17 protein-coding genes are annotated in these 17,814 nt (G+C 68.6%); 11 read left to right on the top strand and 6 right to left on the bottom strand.

What is annotated here, in order from left to right; translation table 11 throughout:
• Positions 1–172: 172 nt before the first annotated feature.
• Positions 173–877, bottom strand: a complete 705-nt coding sequence (locus ABZ345_RS26710) for a DUF305 domain-containing protein (RefSeq protein ID WP_359854148.1) — start codon at positions 875–877, stop codon at positions 173–175.
• Positions 877–1,710 carry a DUF3105 domain-containing protein gene (locus tag ABZ345_RS26705; protein WP_359854145.1) on the bottom strand — a complete coding sequence of 278 codons (834 nt, stop codon included), beginning with the start codon at positions 1,708–1,710 and terminating at the stop codon, positions 877–879. Before ABZ345_RS26705 ends, ABZ345_RS26710 begins: the two co-directional genes overlap by 1 nt.
• Positions 1,711–1,880: 170 nt before the next feature.
• On the opposite strand from ABZ345_RS26705, the gene argS reads away from it, so the two are divergent.
• The 6 genes from argS to rho all read left to right on the top strand — a co-directional run bounded on the left by argS (position 1,881) and on the right by rho (position 10,490).
• Positions 1,881–3,509, top strand: a complete 1,629-nt coding sequence (argS, locus tag ABZ345_RS26700; RefSeq protein ID WP_359854142.1) for an arginine--tRNA ligase — start codon at positions 1,881–1,883, stop codon at positions 3,507–3,509.
• A complete protein-coding gene (gene lysA / locus ABZ345_RS26695; RefSeq protein ID WP_359854140.1) occupies positions 3,509–4,927 on the top strand; it encodes a diaminopimelate decarboxylase in 1,419 nt (472 codons plus the stop codon). The genes argS and lysA overlap by 1 nt, the downstream gene beginning before the upstream one ends.
• On the top strand, positions 4,924–6,225 hold the full coding sequence (locus ABZ345_RS26690) for a homoserine dehydrogenase (protein WP_359854137.1): 1,302 nt from the start codon (positions 4,924–4,926) through the stop codon (positions 6,223–6,225). The genes lysA and ABZ345_RS26690 overlap by 4 nt, the downstream gene beginning before the upstream one ends.
• An 11-nt stretch (positions 6,226–6,236) precedes the next feature.
• Positions 6,237–7,289 (top strand): threonine synthase, encoded by a 1,053-nt coding sequence (gene thrC / locus ABZ345_RS26685; protein ID WP_359854135.1) that lies wholly within the window; start codon positions 6,237–6,239, stop codon positions 7,287–7,289.
• Positions 7,286–8,131 carry a homoserine kinase gene (gene thrB / locus ABZ345_RS26680; RefSeq protein WP_359854132.1) on the top strand — a complete coding sequence of 282 codons (846 nt, stop codon included), beginning with the start codon at positions 7,286–7,288 and terminating at the stop codon, positions 8,129–8,131. The genes thrC and thrB overlap by 4 nt, the downstream gene beginning before the upstream one ends.
• A gap of 322 nt (positions 8,132–8,453) precedes the next feature.
• A complete protein-coding gene (gene rho / locus ABZ345_RS26675) occupies positions 8,454–10,490 on the top strand; it encodes a transcription termination factor Rho (protein ID WP_359854129.1) in 2,037 nt (678 codons plus the stop codon).
• Positions 10,491–10,585: 95 nt separating this feature from the next.
• Here the strand turns inward: rho and ABZ345_RS26670 are convergent, their stop codons facing one another.
• Positions 10,586–10,948: a hypothetical protein gene (locus ABZ345_RS26670; protein WP_359854126.1), complete on the bottom strand. Its 363-nt coding sequence runs from the start codon at positions 10,946–10,948 to the stop codon at positions 10,586–10,588.
• A 279-nt stretch (positions 10,949–11,227) separates the two neighbouring features.
• Here ABZ345_RS26670 and rpmE point away from each other — a divergent pair, with 279 nt between their 5' ends.
• From rpmE to prmC, 5 genes are all read left to right on the top strand, one after another.
• Complete coding sequence (rpmE, locus tag ABZ345_RS26665; protein ID WP_086664588.1) at positions 11,228–11,440, top strand: 50S ribosomal protein L31; 213 nt, start codon at positions 11,228–11,230, stop codon at positions 11,438–11,440.
• Between the two features lie 85 nt (positions 11,441–11,525).
• A complete protein-coding gene (prfA, locus tag ABZ345_RS26660; protein ID WP_359854123.1) occupies positions 11,526–12,590 on the top strand; it encodes a peptide chain release factor 1 in 1,065 nt (354 codons plus the stop codon).
• Between the two features lie 22 nt (positions 12,591–12,612).
• Positions 12,613–13,821, top strand: coding sequence for an acyl-CoA thioester hydrolase/BAAT C-terminal domain-containing protein (locus ABZ345_RS26655; RefSeq protein WP_359854120.1), 1,209 nt, complete (start codon positions 12,613–12,615; stop codon positions 13,819–13,821).
• Positions 13,822–13,830: 9 nt separating this feature from the next.
• The gene (lpdA, locus tag ABZ345_RS26650; RefSeq protein ID WP_359854117.1) at positions 13,831–15,216 is read left to right on the top strand and encodes a dihydrolipoyl dehydrogenase; all 1,386 of its coding nucleotides are present in this window, start codon (positions 13,831–13,833) and stop codon (positions 15,214–15,216) included.
• 20 nt (positions 15,217–15,236) lie between these two features.
• Positions 15,237–16,103: a peptide chain release factor N(5)-glutamine methyltransferase gene (gene prmC / locus ABZ345_RS26645; RefSeq protein ID WP_359854114.1), complete on the top strand. Its 867-nt coding sequence runs from the start codon at positions 15,237–15,239 to the stop codon at positions 16,101–16,103.
• Here prmC and ABZ345_RS26640 read toward each other — a convergent pair.
• The 3 genes from ABZ345_RS26640 to ABZ345_RS26630 all read right to left on the bottom strand — a co-directional run bounded on the left by ABZ345_RS26640 (position 16,100) and on the right by ABZ345_RS26630 (position 17,760).
• Positions 16,100–16,351: a hypothetical protein gene (locus tag ABZ345_RS26640; protein WP_359854111.1), complete on the bottom strand. Its 252-nt coding sequence runs from the start codon at positions 16,349–16,351 to the stop codon at positions 16,100–16,102. The two genes, prmC and ABZ345_RS26640, sit on opposite strands and share 4 nt — an antisense overlap.
• The gene (locus tag ABZ345_RS26635; RefSeq protein ID WP_359854108.1) at positions 16,348–16,689 is read right to left on the bottom strand and encodes a hypothetical protein; all 342 of its coding nucleotides are present in this window, start codon (positions 16,687–16,689) and stop codon (positions 16,348–16,350) included. The genes ABZ345_RS26640 and ABZ345_RS26635 overlap by 4 nt, the downstream gene beginning before the upstream one ends.
• 441 nt (positions 16,690–17,130) lie before the next feature.
• Entirely contained in the window at positions 17,131–17,760 is a 630-nt protein-coding gene (locus tag ABZ345_RS26630) for a hypothetical protein (protein WP_359854105.1), read from the bottom strand.
• Between the last annotated feature and the right edge of the window lie 54 nt (positions 17,761–17,814).

Below are 17,814 nucleotides of genomic sequence, written 5' to 3'. Positions count from 1 at the left end.
CGATCAGGCACGACTCGTGACGGGACCCCACCCGAAGCGCACGGGACAAGCAGCTCGCCTTCGGCGTCGCCATTGCCTCGGCTTCGCCATCGGGTCGCCTCGCCTGCGGCATCGGCGGCGTGAGAAAGGGCCGCTCCCCGGTGGGGAACGGCCCTTGAGGCTCTATCGGTGGCTACGGCAGCGGTGCGGCTCCGCGCTTCGCCAGGTAGTCCTTCATCAGCTCGGTCTCGTTCGTCTGCGACTTCAGCATGTTGTCCGCCAGCGTGCGGACGAACGGCTGGCCCGCGCGCGTTGACGCGTACTCGGCCATCGGTGCCCCGCCCATGTGGTGGCGGAGCATCAGCTGGAGGAAGTAGACGTCGAAGTCCTTGCCGCCTGGCATCGTGCGCAGCTTGGTCAGCTCGTCGGTCGTGGCCATGCCCGGCATCAGTGGCTTGCCTGCTTCCGGGGTGGTGGCGCCGTGGCCGTGCACGCCCGAGTCGTTCATCCACGCCATGTAGACGCCGGAGATGTTCTGCTCGTGCTCGTTCCACATCATCAGCCAGCCCTTCATGCGGCCGACCTGCTCCAGTTGGGTGGAGGCGATGTCGAACGCCAGCTGGCGGACTTCCGGGTCGGTGGAGCGGTCGCGGGCCACGTTCGCCATCTGGATGCCCTGCAGGTGGTGCTGGGACATGTCCTGGCAGAAGCCGATGTCCACGGAACCCGAGGCCGGGACCGCTGAGGACGAGGAACCCGGGAGCTTCACGAGCAGGCCGACTGCCGCGCCCAGCAGGAGGATGGCCAGTACTGCGGCGCCGATCACGAGAATCCGAGCCGCCCCTGAAGGGCGGTCGGACACCTCGCTCTCGTCGGTGTCGGTGGTGGTGCTGCTCATCAGCTCGACGGCGGCGTCGACGAGGAGTCCGACGGCGGAGGCGTGCTCATGTTCGGCTGGCCCTGCTGGGCCTCGGTGGCGGACTCGTCCTTGCCGCCGTCCATCGGCACGGCGTCGGCGCCCGGCTTGTCGGCGACGAACGGGGCCGGGTTCGACAGGAACTGCGTGTTCTCGCAGGACGCGCCGACCTCGGGGTAGGTGTTCGGGTTGCGCAGCAGCGAGGAGATGAACTGGTCGACGCGCTCGTCGTCGGCCTTGTCGACCTTCAGCTGGTGGCCCCAGGACTGCAGCGAGACCGGCTTGTCGAGGCCCGGGAACGGCGACAGCATCATGTACGGGACGCCCTCGACCTTGGTCTTGAGCTTCGCGAGTGCGTCGTCCTTGACCTGGTCCGGGTTGTACGCGATCCACACGGCGCCGTGCTCGAGGCCGTGGACCATGTTCTCCGTGCGCACGGCCTTGTCGTAGACGACGCCGGTGCAGTCGGCCCACTGCGAGTCGTGCGGGCCGCCGAAGGCGGGGGTCTGGTCGTAGGCGACGCGCTGGGTCGGCTCGACGTGCTTCGAGCCCTTGTACTCCTTGGTCACGATGCCCGCGAGCGCCTTCGACGGGTCCTTGTTCGTGTCCGAGGGCTTCCACTTGGCCAGGGCGGCCTCTTTGACGTTGTTGGCGTGGATCTGCGAGTACGCATATCCGAAGACGCCGCCGGCGAGGCCGAGCACGGCTACTACCGCGATGATCGTGCCCCACGGCTTCGGCTTGCTCGCCACCACGGAGGAACGGGCGGCCGCCACGCTGTTGCGTGTGGCCTTTACTTTCTTGCCGCTTACCATGTCCGCCTCAGATGTCGTCCTGGTCAACCGGCCGCCAGTGTAGGGATACCGTGTCTGATCACTGTCAGCGCAGGGCGATACCACGTGCGCGTTAACACTTGCCGTCTCACCCTCCGAGACCCGGTAACCCGGTCGAGACCTGCGACAACGCGCCTCTAGACTCATGCGTCGTGACCCCTGAAGCGCTCGCCGATCTCGTCCGGACCACGGTTGCCCAGTTGCTGGCGGACCGCGGCCTGGACGTCACCGCGCTCCCCGAGCAGGTGACGGTCGAGCGACCCAGGAACCCCGAGCACGGCGACTACGCCACGAACATCGCGCTCCAGCTCGCCAAGAAGGCCGGTGTCGCGCCGCGCGACCTCGCCACGTGGCTCGTCGAGGCCCTGCGGACCCAGCCCGCCATCGCGAAGGCGGACGTGGCCGGTCCAGGGTTCATCAACCTCACCATCGCCACCGAGGCCCAGGGCGCCATCGTCGTGGACGCGCTGAAGGACGGCTACGGCACCGGCGAGGAGCTCAAGGGCAAGAAGATCAACCTGGAGTTCGTCTCCGCGAACCCGACCGGCCCCATCCACCTGGGCGGCGCGCGCTGGGCGGCCGTCGGTGACGCGCTCGGCACGGTCCTCGAGGCCCGTGGCGCCGAGGTCACCCGCGAGTACTACTTCAACGACGCGGGCGCGCAGATCGACCGGTTCGTCCGGTCCCTGATCGCTGCCGCGAAGGGCGAGCCGGCCCCCGAGGACGGCTACGCGGGCACGTACGTGAGCGACATCTCAGCCGAGGTGCTGCGCCGCGAACCGGGGGCGCTGGGCGACCCCGAGACGGTGCGCAGGGTCGGCGTCGGGCTGATGTTCGAGGAGATCAAGAGCAGCCTGCACGACTTCGGCACCGACTTCGACGTCTTCTTCCACGAGGACTCGCTGCACCAGAGCGGCCGCGTCGACGAGGCGATCGCGAAGCTCAAGGCGAACGGCTCGCTGTACGAGAAGGACGGAGCCTGGTGGCTGCGGTCCACGGACTTCGGTGACGACAAGGACCGCGTCGTCATCAAGAGCGACGGCAACTCGGCCTACATCGCCGGCGACATCGCGTACCTCGTCGACAAGCGCGGCCGGGGTTTCGACCTCTGCATCTACATGCTCGGTGCCGACCACCACGGCTACATCGCGCGCCTCAAGGCCGCGGCGGCCGCGCTGGGCGACGACCCGGACAGCGTCGAGGTGCTGATCGGCCAGCTCGTGAACCTCGTCAGCGGCGGCCAGCCCGTGCGGATGAGCAAGCGGGCGGGCACGGTCATCACGCTGGAGGACCTGGTCGACGCGGTCGGGGTGGACGCGGCCCGCTACGCCATGATCCGGTCGAGCGTCGACTCCAGTCTCGACATCGACCTCGACCTGCTGCGCAAGCACAGCAACGACAACCCGGTCTACTACGTGCAATACGCGCACGCGCGCACGTCGTCGATCCTGCGCAACGCCGCCGACCTCGGCATCACCCCTGGTGAGGACTTCGCGCTGCTCACCCACGAGCGCGAAGGCGACCTCATCCGCACCATCGGCGAGTTCCCACGGGTGGTGGCCACCGCCGCCGAGCTCAGGGAACCGCACCGCGTGGCTCGCTACCTCGAAGAGCTCGCGGGGACGTACCACCGCTTCCAGCAGGACTGCCGCGTGCTTCCACGCGGTGATGAGGAGACGACTCCGTTGCACCAGGTCAGGCTTCAGCTCGTCAACGCCACCAGGCGCGTCTTCGCCGCGGGCCTCGGCCTGCTCGGCGTGAGCGCCCCGGAGCGCATGTGATGCGCGCGCACCCGGCCGGACCCCGGCACGCCGACGTGATGGTCCCCGGCACCACCGCCGGCGACCGCCCCTCGACCGCTGAACAGCTCGACCACCTGCCCCCGCAGGTGTGGCCGCGCAACGCTTCCCGCAACGACGCCGGTGTCGTCGAGTTCGCGGGCGTGGACGTGCGCGCGCTCGCCGAGCAGTACGGCACTCCGCTGTTCGTCATGGACGAGCAGGACTTCCGCGCACGCTGCCGTGAGCACGCCGCAGCGTTCGGCGACCCGACGCTCGTGCACTACGCGTCGAAGGCGTTCCTGAGCGTCCAGGTCGCGAAGTGGGTCGCCGAAGAGGGCCTCTCCATCGACGTGTGCAGCGGCGGCGAGCTCGCGATCGCTCTGCGCGCGGACTTCCCGGCCGAGCGCATCGCGTTGCACGGCAACAACAAGAGCGTTCCCGAACTGATCGCGGCCGTCGAGGCGGGCGTCGGCGGGGTCGTCGTCGACTCGTACCACGAGATCGCGCGCCTGGACCAGATCGCGCGCGAACGCGGTGTGGTGCAGCCGGTGCTGATCCGCGTGACGGTCGGCGTCGAGGCGCACACGCACGAGTTCATCGCGACCGCGCACGAGGACCAGAAGTTCGGCTTCTCGCTGTCCTCCGGCGACGCGGCCGAGGCGGTGCGCCGCGTGCTCAAGGCGTCTGGTCTCAAGCTCGTCGGCCTGCACAGCCACATCGGCTCGCAGATCTTCGACGCGTCCGGCTTCGAGGTCGCGGCCCGGCGGGTCATCGGCCTGCTCGCGGACGTCCGCAAGGAGCACGGCGAGATCGACTCGCTGACCGTCGTCGACCTCGGCGGCGGTCTCGGCATCGCCTACACGCCGGACGACGACCCGCCCCCGCCCGCCGAGCTGGCGCGGCAGCTGCACAACATCGTGCAGAAGGAGTGCGAGCACAACGGCCTGGAGATGCCGCGCATCGCGGTCGAGCCGGGCCGCGCGATCGTCGGCCCCGGCACGGTCACCGTGTACGAGGTCGGCACCATCAAGGACGTCGAGCTGGACGGTGGCGCGCGTCGCCGGTACGTCAGCGTCGACGGCGGCATGAGCGACAACATCCGCACGGCGCTCTACGACGCGGTCTACGACTGCAGGCTCGTCTCGCGCGCCGCGGAACCCGAGTCGCGGGCCGTGCTGTGCCGCGTCGTGGGCAAGCACTGCGAGTCCGGTGACATCGTGGTTCGCGACTGCTGGCTGCCCGATGACCTCGCGCCGGGAGACTTGGTGGCGATCGCTGCGACCGGGGCCTACTGCTACTCGATGGCGAGCGGGTACAACCGACTTCCACGGCCCGCGCTCGCCGCGGTGACCGACGGAGAGGCGCGGCTGCTGCTGCGTCGTGAGACCGAGGACGACTTGTTCCGTCTGGAGGTATGAAAGCCGTGAAACCGATTCGGGTCGCCTTGCTGGGGTGTGGCACGGTGGGCACGGAGGTAGTCCGGCTGCTGACGGACCAGGCCGAGGACCTCACCCAGCGCGTCGGCGCGCGGGTGGAGCTCGCGGGCATCGCCGTGCGCAGGCCGAACAAGCACCGCGACGTCCCGGAGCACCTGCTCACCACGGACGCCGCCGCGCTCGTCGCGTCGGACGACGTGGACGTGATCGTCGAGGTCATCGGTGGCATCGACCCGACGCGCGGGCTGCTGCTCGACGCGTTGAAGGCGGGCAAGTCCGTCGTCACCGCGAACAAGGCGCTGCTGGCCGAGCACGGTCCGGAGCTCTTCGAGGCCGCTGACTCCTCCGGTGCCGACCTCTACTTCGAGGCCGCCGTCGCCGGTGCGATCCCGTTGTTGCGCCCGTTGCGGGAATCCCTTGCGGGAGACCGGATCACGCGCGTCATGGGCATCGTGAACGGCACGACGAACTTCATCCTGTCCGCGATGGACGCCACGGGCGCGGGCTACGCCGAGACGCTCGAGGAGGCCTCGCGCCTCGGTTACGCCGAGGCCGACCCGACCGCGGACGTCGACGGGTTCGACGCCGCGTCGAAGGCCGCGATCCTTGCGTCCCTTGCGTTCCACACGCGAGTGACGGCTTCCGACGTGTACCGCGAGGGCATCCGTGCGGTGTCCGCGGCGGACATCGCGGCCGCGAAGGGTCTCGGCCGCACGGTGAAGCTGCTCGCGATCTGCGAGAGGGTCACTTCTCCGTCCGGCCAGGAATCAGTCGCCGTTCGAGTGCACCCGGCCATGATCCCCAAGACGCATCCGCTGGCTTCGGTCAACGGTGCGTTCAACGCGGTGTTCGTCGAGGCCGACGCGGCGGGGGAGATGATGTTCTACGGGCAGGGTGCCGGTGGCGCCCCGACGGCGAGCGCGGTCGTCGGCGACCTGGTCGCCGTGGCGCGCAACAAGGTCGCGAGCGGCCGTGGTCCGCGCGAGTCGGCCTACGCCGCGCTTCCCGCGCAGCCCATGGGGAACACGCCCACGCGCTACCACATCAGCCTCGACGTGGCGGACAAGCCCGGTGTCCTCTCGCAGGTCGCCGCCGTGTTCGCCGAGCACGACGTGAGCATCGCCGCGGTGCGCCAGGAAGGCCGCGTCGAGGACGCCAGCCTGGTGATCGTCACGCACGCGGCGACCGACGCCGCGCTGCGGTCCACTGTGGACAAGATCGGTGGCCTTCCCGTGGTGCGGGACGTCGTCAGCGTGATGAGGGTGGAGGGCGAAGAGTGAGCCCAGAAGGAATGAGCACCGCGCGAGCGGGCTGGCCCGGTCTCATCAACGCTTACCGGGACCGCATCGAGATCCCCGAGGGCGCCGAGGTCGTGACGCTGCACGAGGGCGGCACGCCGCTGGTGCACGCCAAGCGTCTTTCCGAGACCACCGGCTCGGACGTGTGGGTGAAGGTCGAGGGCGCGAACCCGACCGGGTCGTTCAAGGACCGCGGCATGACCGTGGCCATGACGTACGCGCTCGCGTCCGGTCTGAAGGCGGTCATCTGCGCCTCCACCGGCAACACGTCGGCTTCGGCGGCTGCTTACGCGGCCAAGGCGGGTCTGACGGCGGCCGTGCTGGTGCCCAGCGGCAAGATCGCGATGGGCAAGCTCGCGCAGGCCGTCATGCACGGCGCGAAGATCCTGCAGATCGACGGCAACTTCGACGACTGCCTGGAACTGGCGTCGAAGACCGCGGCCGAGTACCCGGTGACGCTGGTGAACTCGGTCAACCCGGTACGGCTGATCGGTCAGCAGACCGCCGCGTGGGAGGTCTGCGACGTGCTCGGCCAGGCGCCGGACGTGCACTGCCTGCCGGTCGGCAACGCGGGCAACATCACGGCGTACTGGAAGGGCTACACGTCCTACGACCAGGGCCTTCCGAAGATGTACGGCTTCCAGGCCGCCGGTGCCGCGCCGCTCGTGTCCGGTCAGCCCGTGGCGAACCCGGAGACCATCGCGACCGCCATCCGGATCGGCTCGCCGGCCTCGTGGACGGGTGCGATCAACGCCCGCGACGAGTCCGGTGGCCTGATCGACGCCGTCACCGACGACCAGATCCTGGCCGCGTACCGGCTGCTGGCGTCGTCCGAGGGCATCTTCGTGGAGCCCGCGTCGGCCGCGTCCATCGCCGGTCTGCTGATGACCGCCGAGGACGGGCGCCTGCCGAAGGGCTCGACGGTCGTGTGCACGGTCACCGGACACGGTCTGAAGGACCCCGACACCGCGTTGCTCGGCACCACCGAGGTCGAGCCGGTCCCGGTCGACCCCGGAGCCGTGGCGCACGCGCTGGAGCTCGCGTGAGGTTTCTCGTCACCGTCCCCGCTTCGACCGCGAACCTCGGTTCGGGGTTCGACGCGCTGGGCATGGCGCTCGGGCTGTACGACGAGATCGAGGTCACTGTCGCCGACGGTCTCTCGATCACGGTCGAAGGCGCCGGATCGGGTGATGTCCCGCTCGACGAGACCCATCTCGTCGTGCGGGCCGTCCGTGCCGCCGGGTACTCGGGCGGTCTCGCTCTGAAGTGCCGCAACGTCATTCCGCACGCACGTGGACTGGGCTCGTCGGCCGCAGCGATCGTGGCGGGTGTCGCAGCCGGATTCACCCTGACGGGTCGCGAGTTGGACACGGACGCGTTGCAAATCGCTGCCGAGTTCGAGGGCCACGCGGACAACGCGGCGGCTTCTTTGTTCGGCGGCGTTGTCGTTGCGTGGTCCGAAGGAGAGCGGTACCGCGCGGTCCGGATGGAGCCCGACGCACGGGTGCACCCGGTCGTCCTGATTCCATCCCAGGAGTCGTCCACCAAGACGACGCGCGGCCTGCTTCCGGCCGAAGTGCCGCACACCGACGCCGCGCACGCCGCGGGACGGGCCGCCCTGGCGGTGCACGCGCTGACGTCGGATCCGTCGGTTCTCCTTGCTGCGACTGAGGATCGTCTCCACCAGAACTACCGCGAGCCCGCGTGGCCCGAGACCGTTCGGGTGATCAACGATCTTCGTAAGCTCGGTGTTCCCGCCTGCGTGTCCGGAGCGGGACCCACCGTGATCGCGTTCGGAGATCTTCCGGCCGAGGTCGACGTGCACGGCTTCGACGTGCGGAGACTCGACGTCGACACCGCCGGCGTGCGCGTTCGGCCATTGGACTGACACGCCCGACCCCGGTTGTTGCATGCCGGGGGACCTGCGTCTACCCTCGGGGGCGATCAGTCACCGCGCGCACGGGCGCCGGTGTCGCGCTCGGACACTCGTTCCGAGTCGCAATCCTTTTGTGTTCCGGCTCTGTGCCGTGCGGGCGGGGCGGACGCAAAAGAGGCACCCGATCGCCGTGTGACCTGAGAAAAGTCCCGTGCTTGCCGGAAGCGGTGTGTGCTTCCGTCTGCATCGGACTTGACCGTCGTTCCCCAGTTGAAGCGGGAAGACGGGTCCGCTGGGCCACGTAGGAGGCGGGGCCTGGTCAGGAAGGACATGTGTGAGCAACACCGATTTGCTGAGCAGCGATGTCGCAGCTGCTTCTGGTTCTGGAGCCGAGGAGACCGCTCTGTCCACCCCTTCGAACGGCACGACGCCGCGCCGCCGCGCGGGTCTGTCCGGCATGGTGCTCGCTGAACTGCGCGAGCTCGCCGGCCAAATGGGCATCACCGGAACCGCAGGTCTGCGCAAGGGCGACCTGATCGCGGCCATCAAGGAGAAGCAGGGCTCCGGCGCCCCTGCGAAAGCTGAGAAGCCCGCGAAAGCCGAGAAGGCCGTTGCGAAGGCTCCGGCCGAGAAGCCGGCGGTCAAGGTGGTCGAGAAGATCGCCGAAAAGCCTGTTCAGCAGCAGCTCGAGGTAGCGGAGAAGCCTGCCGCCGCCGCCGAGTCCGGCGCTGCCGACGACGCGGGCCGCTCCTCCGAGGACGGTGGGCGCCGCGGAAACCGTCGCCGCCGTTCCGGTCGTGGAGGCGGGAACGCCGAGGCGGGCGAGGGCCAGCAGCAGGAGCAGCAGCGTCCTGAGCGGTCCGAGCGCGCTGAGCGTCCTGAACGGTCTGAGCGTCCCGACCGCGGCGAGCGGTCTGACCGTTCCGACCGCGGCGAGCGCCCTGAGCGTGCCGAACGCCAGGACCGGGGCGAACGCCAGGACCGGTCCGAGCGTCCGGAGCGCCAGGACCGTGGCGACCGCAACGAGCGCGGCGACCGCGGTGACCGGGGCGGCCGTGACCGCAACCGCGACCGCGGTGACCGTGGCGACCGCAACGACCGCCAGGGTGGCGGCCCGCAGAGCGACGACGACGGCGATGGCCGTCGTGGCCGGTTCCGCGACCGTCGCCGCCGCGGTGGCCGTGGCGAGGGCGGCGAACGTCCGGACCGCGAGACCGAGGTCCGCGACGACGACGTCCTGCTCCCCGTGGCGGGCATCCTGGACGTGCTGGAGAACTACGCGTTCGTCCGCACGTCGGGCTACCTGGCCGGCTCGAACGACGTCTACGTCTCGTTGTCGCTGGTCCGCAAGTACGGCCTGCGCCGTGGCGACGCCCTGACCGGTGCCGTCCGCCAGCCGCGCGACGGTGAGCAGCAGCGCCAGAAGTTCAACCCGCTGGTCCGCGTCGACAAGATCAACGGCCTGGACCCGGAAGAGGCGCGCAACCGCCCGGACTTCACCAAGCTGACGCCGCTCTACCCGAACGAGCGTCTGCGCCTGGAGACCGAGCCGCACATCCTCACCACGCGTGTCATCGACCTGGTGATGCCGATCGGCAAGGGCCAGCGCGCGCTGGTCGTGTCGCCTCCGAAGGCCGGCAAGACCTCGGTGCTGCAGTCGATCGCGAACGCGATCACGACGAACAACCCCGAGTGCCACCTCATGGTGGTGCTGGTGGACGAGCGTCCTGAAGAGGTCACCGACATGCAGCGTTCGGTGAAGGGCGAAGTCATCGCCTCGACCTTCGACCGGCCGCCGTCGGACCACACCACCATCTCGGAGCTCGCCATCGAGCGTGCGAAGCGACTGGTGGAAATGGGCCACGACGTGGTCGTGCTGCTCGACTCGATCACCCGCCTGGGCCGCGCCTACAACCTGGCAGCCCCGGCCTCCGGCCGCATCTTGTCCGGTGGTGTCGACTCGACGGCGCTCTACCCGCCGAAGCGCTTCCTCGGTGCCGCCCGCAACATCGAGGGCGGCGGCTCGCTGACCGTCATCGCGACGGCGCTGGTGGAGACCGGTTCCGCCGGTGACTCGGTGATCTTCGAAGAGTTCAAGGGCACGGGTAACGCCGAGCTCAAGCTCGACCGCAAGATCGCAGACAAGCGCACGTTCCCGGCCGTCGACGTCGACAGCTCGGGCACTCGTAAGGAAGAGCTGCTGCTCTCGCCGGACGAGATGGCGGTCACGCACAAGCTCCGCCGCGTGCTGCACGCGCTGGACGGCCAGCAGGCCATCGACCTGCTGCTCGACCGCCTCCGCAAGTCCCGCACCAACATCGAGTTCCTGATGCAGGTGGCGAAGACGACGCCGGGCGCCGAGCAGGACTGATCGGCCGCGCAAGTTTCACGTGAAAAGACCCCCGGTGCTGGTCACCGGGGGTCTTTTCGCATCTCGTCACTCGAATGCCGAGTTTGGTGGGTGTGTCAGCGGCAGTCCGAGGCCGGCTGGCTCTCGTCGTTCTGGACCAGGCACTGGAACACCAGCCCCAGCAGCACCGGCAGCCCGACCACCGTGGTGACCAGCGCGGGAACCTCCACCGCACCGACCAGCACCCCGAACGCCAGCACCGCTGCGAGGTACGGCCACCGCAGCCAGATCCGCTGCCACGGACGCCTCCAGCGCACGCCGCTCGACATGGCCGCGGCCACCGCCACTCCGGCCCCGCACACGAACGGCGACAGCGGCACCGTCGTCCAGGACGCAGTGATCAGCCCTGCCGACCCCATCAGGCCGAACACGGCAAAGGAGAAGAGGAACGGCACGGCCAGCCACAGGCGCTGGCTCATGGGCCGCTCGGCAGTGCAGAACACGGCACACAGTGTGATGGAAGCTCACCAACAACACGGAGCCGTATGTGGCCGAACGGCAACACCTTGCGCCGAACGGCCTATCAGCGCCGGTGAGCGGTTGTGACTTCGGCCACCCGCGACCTGCTGCGACGCCCTCGGGAACAACCGCGTTTTTGCTGGTGTTGAAGCGTCTGGCAAACTAAATGGTCGAGTCCGGCTCCGGTTCACCCGTTCACCAACTGGGACCCGGCGGCCATCCTTGAAAGGGACAAGATCTTGAAGACTGGAATCCACCCGGAGTACACCGTCACCGAGGTGACGTGCAGCTGCGGCAACGCCTTCACCACGCGCAGCACCACGTCGGCGTCCGAGGTTCGCGTCGAGATGTGCTCGAACTGCCACCCGTTCTACACGGGCAAGCAGCGCATCCTGGACACCGGCGGTCGCGTCGCGCGCTTCGAGGCGCGTTACGGCAAGCGCAACAAGTAGCTGCTTCAACGGCGCCTGACCTCGGCAAATGTGCCGAGGCAGGCGCCGTTTGCCGTCTGCACGCCTACCGAAGGAGCCGAACACCGTGTCGCAGTCGCTGGACAGCCTGCTCGCCGAGTACGACGAGCTCGAGAAGAAGCTCGCCGATCCCAGCGTGCACGCGGACCAGGCGGGCGCGCGCAAGCTCGGCAAGCGGTACGCGCAGCTCGGGCCGATCGTGCAGACGGCGCGGGAGATCGAACAGGTCAAGAGCGACCTCGGAGCAGCCAAGGAGCTCGCGGCCGAGGACAGGTCGTTCCAGGAAGAGGTCGAGCAGCTCGAGGAGCAGCTCCCCAAGCTGGAGGAGAAGCTCACGGAGCTTCTGCTGCCGCGCGACCCGCACGACGGCGACGACGTGTTGCTGGAGATCAAGTCCGGTGAGGGCGGCGAGGAGTCCGCGCTGTTCGCCGGTGATCTGCTGCGGATGTACACGCGGTACGCCGAGCGTCAGGGCTGGAAGGTCGAGATGCTCGACGGCACCGACTCCGACCTGGGCGGGTTCAAGGACGTCACGGTGTCCATCAAGACCAAGAGCGCGGTGCCGGACGGGGTGTGGAGCCGGCTGAAGTGGGAGGGCGGCGTGCACCGCGTGCAGCGCGTGCCCGTCACCGAGTCCCAGGGCCGCATCCACACGTCCGCGGCCGGCGTTCTCGTCTTCCCGGAGACCGAGGAGACCGCCGAGGTCGAGATCGACGAGAAGGACCTGCGCATCGACGTCTACCGGTCGTCGGGCAAGGGCGGGCAGTCGGTCAACACCACCGACTCCGCGGTCCGCATCACGCACCTTCCCACCGGGATCGTCACGTCCTGCCAGAACGAGCGCAGCCAGTTGCAGAACAAGGCCCGCGCCATGCAGGTCCTCCAGAGCCGGCTGGTGGCTCTCGCCGAGGAGCAGAAGGCGCAGGAGCAGAGTGACGCGCGTCGCACCCAGATCCGGACCGTCGACCGGAGTGAACGGGTGAGGACCTACAACTTCCCCGAATCGCGAATTTCTGATCACCGGGTTGGGTACAAAGCGCATAACCTGGACCAGGTGCTCGACGGTGACCTGGACGCGGTGGTGGACGCTCTGGCCGCCGCCGACCGGGCAGAACGGCTCGCAGGCGGGTAATCCGACGTGAGAGGGGCGCGTTGTGGCCGAGATCCTGGTGAACCCACAGATAGCGCCCCTCGACCAACCGGTCGACATCGTCGTCGTGGGGCTTCCTCCCGGCGACGAGATCACCGTTCAACTGTCCACAGGCGACCGCGCGTCCCACGGTGTCTTCACCGCTGATGAGCGCGGGGTGGTGGATCTCACCCGGCACGCCCCGAACGAGGGCACCTATCGTGGTGTCGACCCGATGGGGTTGTTCTGGTCACTCGAACGCACCGGTGGCAAACCGGGCCCGATGTGCCTGTCGGCCGAGGGCGCCGGGGAGATCGAGCTGCGGCGGCTGACCGTTCCCGAGGGCGTCGAGCGCGTCGAGGTCCGGGAGAACGGGCTCGTGGGCACGCTGTTCGCGCCTGAGGCCGACGCAGGCGAGCTGCCGGGCGTGATCGTGCTCGGCGGGTCAGAGGGCGGTCTGCACGAGTCGGACGCGGCGTTGCTGGCCGCGCACGGGTTCGTGGCGTTCGCGCTCGGCTACTTCGGCATGAAGGGCCTGCCGGAGCACCTCGTGGACGTCCCTCTGGAGTACTTCGGCACCGCGATCGAGTACCTCGCTGAACGCTCCGGCGAGATCGGTGTCGTCGGCGGCTCGCGCGGCGGCGAGCTGGCGTTGCTGATCGGCGCGACGTTCCCGCAGGTCAGGGCCGTGGTCAGCCTCGTGGGCAGCGGGGTGGTGACCCAGGGCATCGGGCCGGGCGCGAACCTGTTGCAGATCCTCCAGCACGACGCGGCGTCGTGGACGTTCAAGGGCGAGCCGTTGCCGTACCTGCCCTACTACGTGAGCGAAGAGCTGCGGTCGAAGATCGTCAACGACGAGCCGGTGCCGTTGCGGCTCGCGTTCGACACGTCCGACGGCATCCCCGAGGACACCGAGATCCGCGTCGAGAACATCGTCGGCGGTGTGTTGCTCATCTCGTCCGGGCACGACGACGGGTGGCCTTCGACCGAGCTGAGCGAGGTCGCGATGCGGCGGTTGAAGGATCACGACCACCCGTTCCCGTTCGAGCACGTCGTGTATCCCGAGGCAGGACACCTGATCGCGGCCCCGCCGTACCGGCCGCTGACCGACGTGACCTATCCGGGGTCCGGTGTCACCTTCTCGAGTGGTGGTGTTCCGCACGCCACGGCGCACGCTCAAGAGAACGCCTGGAAACGGACGGTTGAGTTCTTGCAGGAGCAGCTCGGGACCTAGGGTGTGCTTATGAGCGCACACTTTGATGTCGTGGTCGTGGGTGCGGGTCCCGGCGGGTACGTCGCCGCGATCCGTGCGGCTCAGCTCGGGCTGAAGACCGCCATCGTCGAGGAGAAGTACTGGGGCGGCGTCTGCCTGAACGTCGGCTGCATCCCGTCGAAGGCCCTGCTGCGCAACGCTGAGCTGGCGCACATCTTCACGCACGAGCAGAAGACGTTCGGCATCAAGGTCGACGGCACCGTGAGCTTCGACTACGGCGCCGCGTGGCAGCGCAGCCGCAAGGTCGCGGACGGGCGCGTCAAGGGCGTGCACTTCCTCATGAAGAAGAACGGCATCACCGAGTACAACGGGTGGGCCAACTTCACCGACGACCACACGCTGACCGTCGGGGACGAGACGATCACCTTCGGCCACGCGATCATCGCCGTGGGCGCCACGACCCGGATGCTGCCGAACACGCAGAAGTCCGACCGCGTCGTGACCTACGAAGAGCAGATCATGACCGAGGAGCTCCCCGAGTCGATCATCATCGCCGGTGCGGGCGCGATCGGCGTCGAGTTCGCCTACGTCATGCACAACTACGGCGTGAAGGTCACCATCGTCGAGTTCCTCGACCGCATGGTGCCGCTGGAGGACGCCGAGGTCTCCGCCGAACTGCTCAAGCGCTACAAGAAGCTCGGCATCGACGTGCGCGTCGGCACCCGCGTCGACTCGATCGACGAGTCGGGCCCTCGCGTCCGCGTCTCGGTGTCGAAGGATGGCGCCACCGAGGTCCTCGAGGCCGACAAGGTGTTGCAGGCCATCGGTTTCGTGCCGCGGGTCGACGGCTACGGCCTCGAGAACACCGGCGTGAAGCTGACCGAGCGCGGCGCCATCGACATCGACGAGCGCTGCCGCACGTCCGTGCCGCACATCTTCGCCATCGGTGACGTGACCGCGAAGCTGATGCTCGCGCACGCCGCCGAGTCCATGGGCATCATCGCGTCCGAGACGATCGCGGGTGCCGAGACCATGGAGCTCGACTACGTGATGATCCCGCGGGCGACGTTCTGCCAGCCGCAGATCGCGTCGTTCGGCTACACCGAGGCGCAGGCCCGTGAGAAGGGCTTCGACGTCCAGGTCGCGAAGTTCCCGTTCACCGCGAACGGCAAGGCGCACGGCCTCGGCGACTTCGGCGGTTTCGTGAAGCTGATCAGCGACGGCAAGCACGGCGAGCTGCTCGGCGGCCACATCATCGGCCCCGAGGCCACCGAGCTGTTGCCCGAGCTGACTTTGGCGCAGCAGTGGGACCTCACCGTCCACGAGGTGGCGCGCAACGTCCACGCGCACCCGACGCTGTCCGAGGCCGTCAAGGAAGCTGTGCACGGCCTGGCCGGGCACATGATCAACTTCTGAGATAACCTCTCCTTTCGATGATGAACCGGCAGCCGCTCCGCCTCGCGATCTCCGAGGCGGCCAAGATCCTCGAAGAGGCGGGCGTGGACAGCCCCCGCGTCGACGCGGAGTACCTGGCCGCGCACGTGCTCGGGGTGGAACGCGGGCGGCTGCCGCTCATTCCGCTGGTCGATCCGTCGGTGATCGACCAGCTGCACAAGCTCGTCCGGGTGCGGGCGTCGCGGATTCCGTTGCAGCACATCCTCGGCTGGGCGCCGATGGGAGCGATCTCGGTCGAGGTCGGCCCAGGGGTGTTCGTGCCGCGGCCGGAGACCGAGCTGCTGATGGAGTGGGGCCTGAAGTCCCTGGTAGGCGTGGCTTCGCCCGTTGTGGTGGACCTGTGCACGGGAACGGGCGCGCTGGCCCTCGCGATCGCCGCCGCTCGTCCGGACGCCGTGGTGCACGCGGTCGAGATCGACCCGCAAGCGCTTGCGTGGACGCGCCGCAACGCCGAAGCGCGGATCGCCGCCGGTGACACCCCGATCCGTCTGCACTCGGGTGACGCCACGTCGCCGTGGCTGCTGTCCGATCTGGACGGTCAGGTGGACCTCGTGGTCTGCAATCCGCCTTACGTGCCAGAGGGAACTCCGGTGCAGCCCGAGGTCGGCGAGCACGACCCGCATCACGCGGTGTTCTCGGGCGCGGACGGCCTGGACGTGATCCGGCACGTCGTCTCAGCCGCCGCGCGCTGGCTCAAGCCCGGCGGCGCGGTCGGAATCGAGCACGACGACACGCAGGGCGAATCCGTGCCGGCTCTGCTCTCAGCGCGCCGAGTGCTCACCGACGTCGCCGACCACGCCGATCTGGCGGGGCGGCCAAGGTTCGCGACCGCCCGCAAGGTCTCCTAGTACAGCGCGCCGAAGGCTTTCGCCAGTTCCTTCATCTGCTCGCCAAGCCCCCGATCGGCCAGCCTCTCCATCAGCAGATCGGTGACTTCCTTGCTGGGCTTGGGTTTCCGCGCCTCGACCCGCAGATCGTCAACCGCCTCGATGGTCGACGTGGGCGCCTTGGCGTCGATGAGGTCCTCGCGCAACTCGTCGAGAAGCCGCAGCACCGCCGCAACGTCCTTGATGTGTCCGATGTGGACGTCTCTCATGAGCTTCCCCCGCCCGTGCTGATGATGTCGCCGGCCACGACCCCGATGATCGCGACCCTCGCCGGCCCGAACCCGCCGCAGAACCTGCTCCCGGACAGCCCTCTGGTGAGCCTGCAAGGCCCGGCGAGCAGCCCGGTCGCGCCGAGCCATGGCGGCCCGTGCGCGCGCAGCCAGCCGCGCCGCTCCGCTCGCGCGAACCGCTCCAGCCGTCCGGACCGCGCCCTGACGGCCGGTGCGGGCTGCGGCCCGTACCTGGAGAAGAACCCCGTGCCGGCGTCGCCGCCGGGCAGCCGCGGAATGGGCCGAACTCGCCACCCGGAGCCCGCGCCGCGATGCACGGCTGCGCAGGGGCAGCGCGTGCCGTCGCTTAACGCCGAGGAAACGTTCCCCTTCGTTGGCGCGGGATTTGACATTGACCTGTCCACTTTCTGTCATTGAATCGAGCACTTGGCGTTTGTGCTGGTCAGGGACTGGGTGAACACGCATTCCAATGCCTTTGTCTCTGTTTGATGGCACAATAGTCGTTCGAGTTCGGAATTGAACAGAGGTGGCCGAACCGCGAATTGTCAATGCGCCGAACGACGGCAGATGACGCACTCCTCGGACGCCGCGGAGCCCGCGCGTCGTGGTGTCACAGGCAGAGAGTGGCCAAATCCTGGCCAATAACCTGACGTTCGGTCACATTGGGGCCAAACGGTCGTAGGTTCTGATGTTGGGGAGGGCACGCGGTCACGCGCTCGAGGATCCGCCGCCTCGCGCGTGACCGCGTGTGCGCCGATCTAGAGGAAGCCGCGCCGCAGCTTGGACCTGTTCGGCCGCTTCTTCGGCTTCTTCGCGGGCCACCAGAGCACCACGGCGATGAACCCCAGTCCCGCCAGCCCTGCGACGCCGACGAAGGCGCTGATCATCGGCTTGATCGTGCTGGGTTCGGCGTAGCCGGCGAGGCCTGTGCGGTCGATGACGAGGTCGATCCGCTCTCCGACTTGCTTGCTCGTGTAACCAGGGCTCGGGCGGTAGTGGATCTGCCGCGAGCCGCAGCTCAGTTCGTTGGTGTAGGTGCTCGGCGAGCGGCGGGAAGTGTGCTCGGAGCGCTCGGTCACCAGGCAGCCGTCTGCCGTCTCGCCGTAAGCGGAAAGCCAGAGGGACTTCATCCCCACCGAGGACACGAACGCGATTGCGACGACAACGAGCAGCGCCCATGCGGATGTGCTGCTCCACGGTCGCAGCCGTGCGGTCGCGAACCAGGCGGCAGCTCCGCAGGCCAGGGCGATCGCGATGGCGAGGAGCGCCGTCAGATCTTCCTGCATCGCCAGGAGCGGTGCCGCAGTCGCACAGCCGAGTGCCATCGCCAGCGACACTGCCCAGCGCATCCTGGTGGTGCGGCGTGGCTGATCATCCGCTGAGGTCACAGGTCGAGGTAGCCCTGTTGTCGGTCGAACGCCTTCTTCTGGTCGTCCGGGGAT

This window comes from Lentzea sp. NPDC005914 (assembly GCF_040629405.1).
Classification (GTDB): domain Bacteria; phylum Actinomycetota; class Actinomycetes; order Mycobacteriales; family Pseudonocardiaceae; genus Lentzea.
The sequence above is the reverse complement of the archived record's forward strand: the minus strand, read 5'-3'. Positions and strand labels throughout refer to the sequence as shown.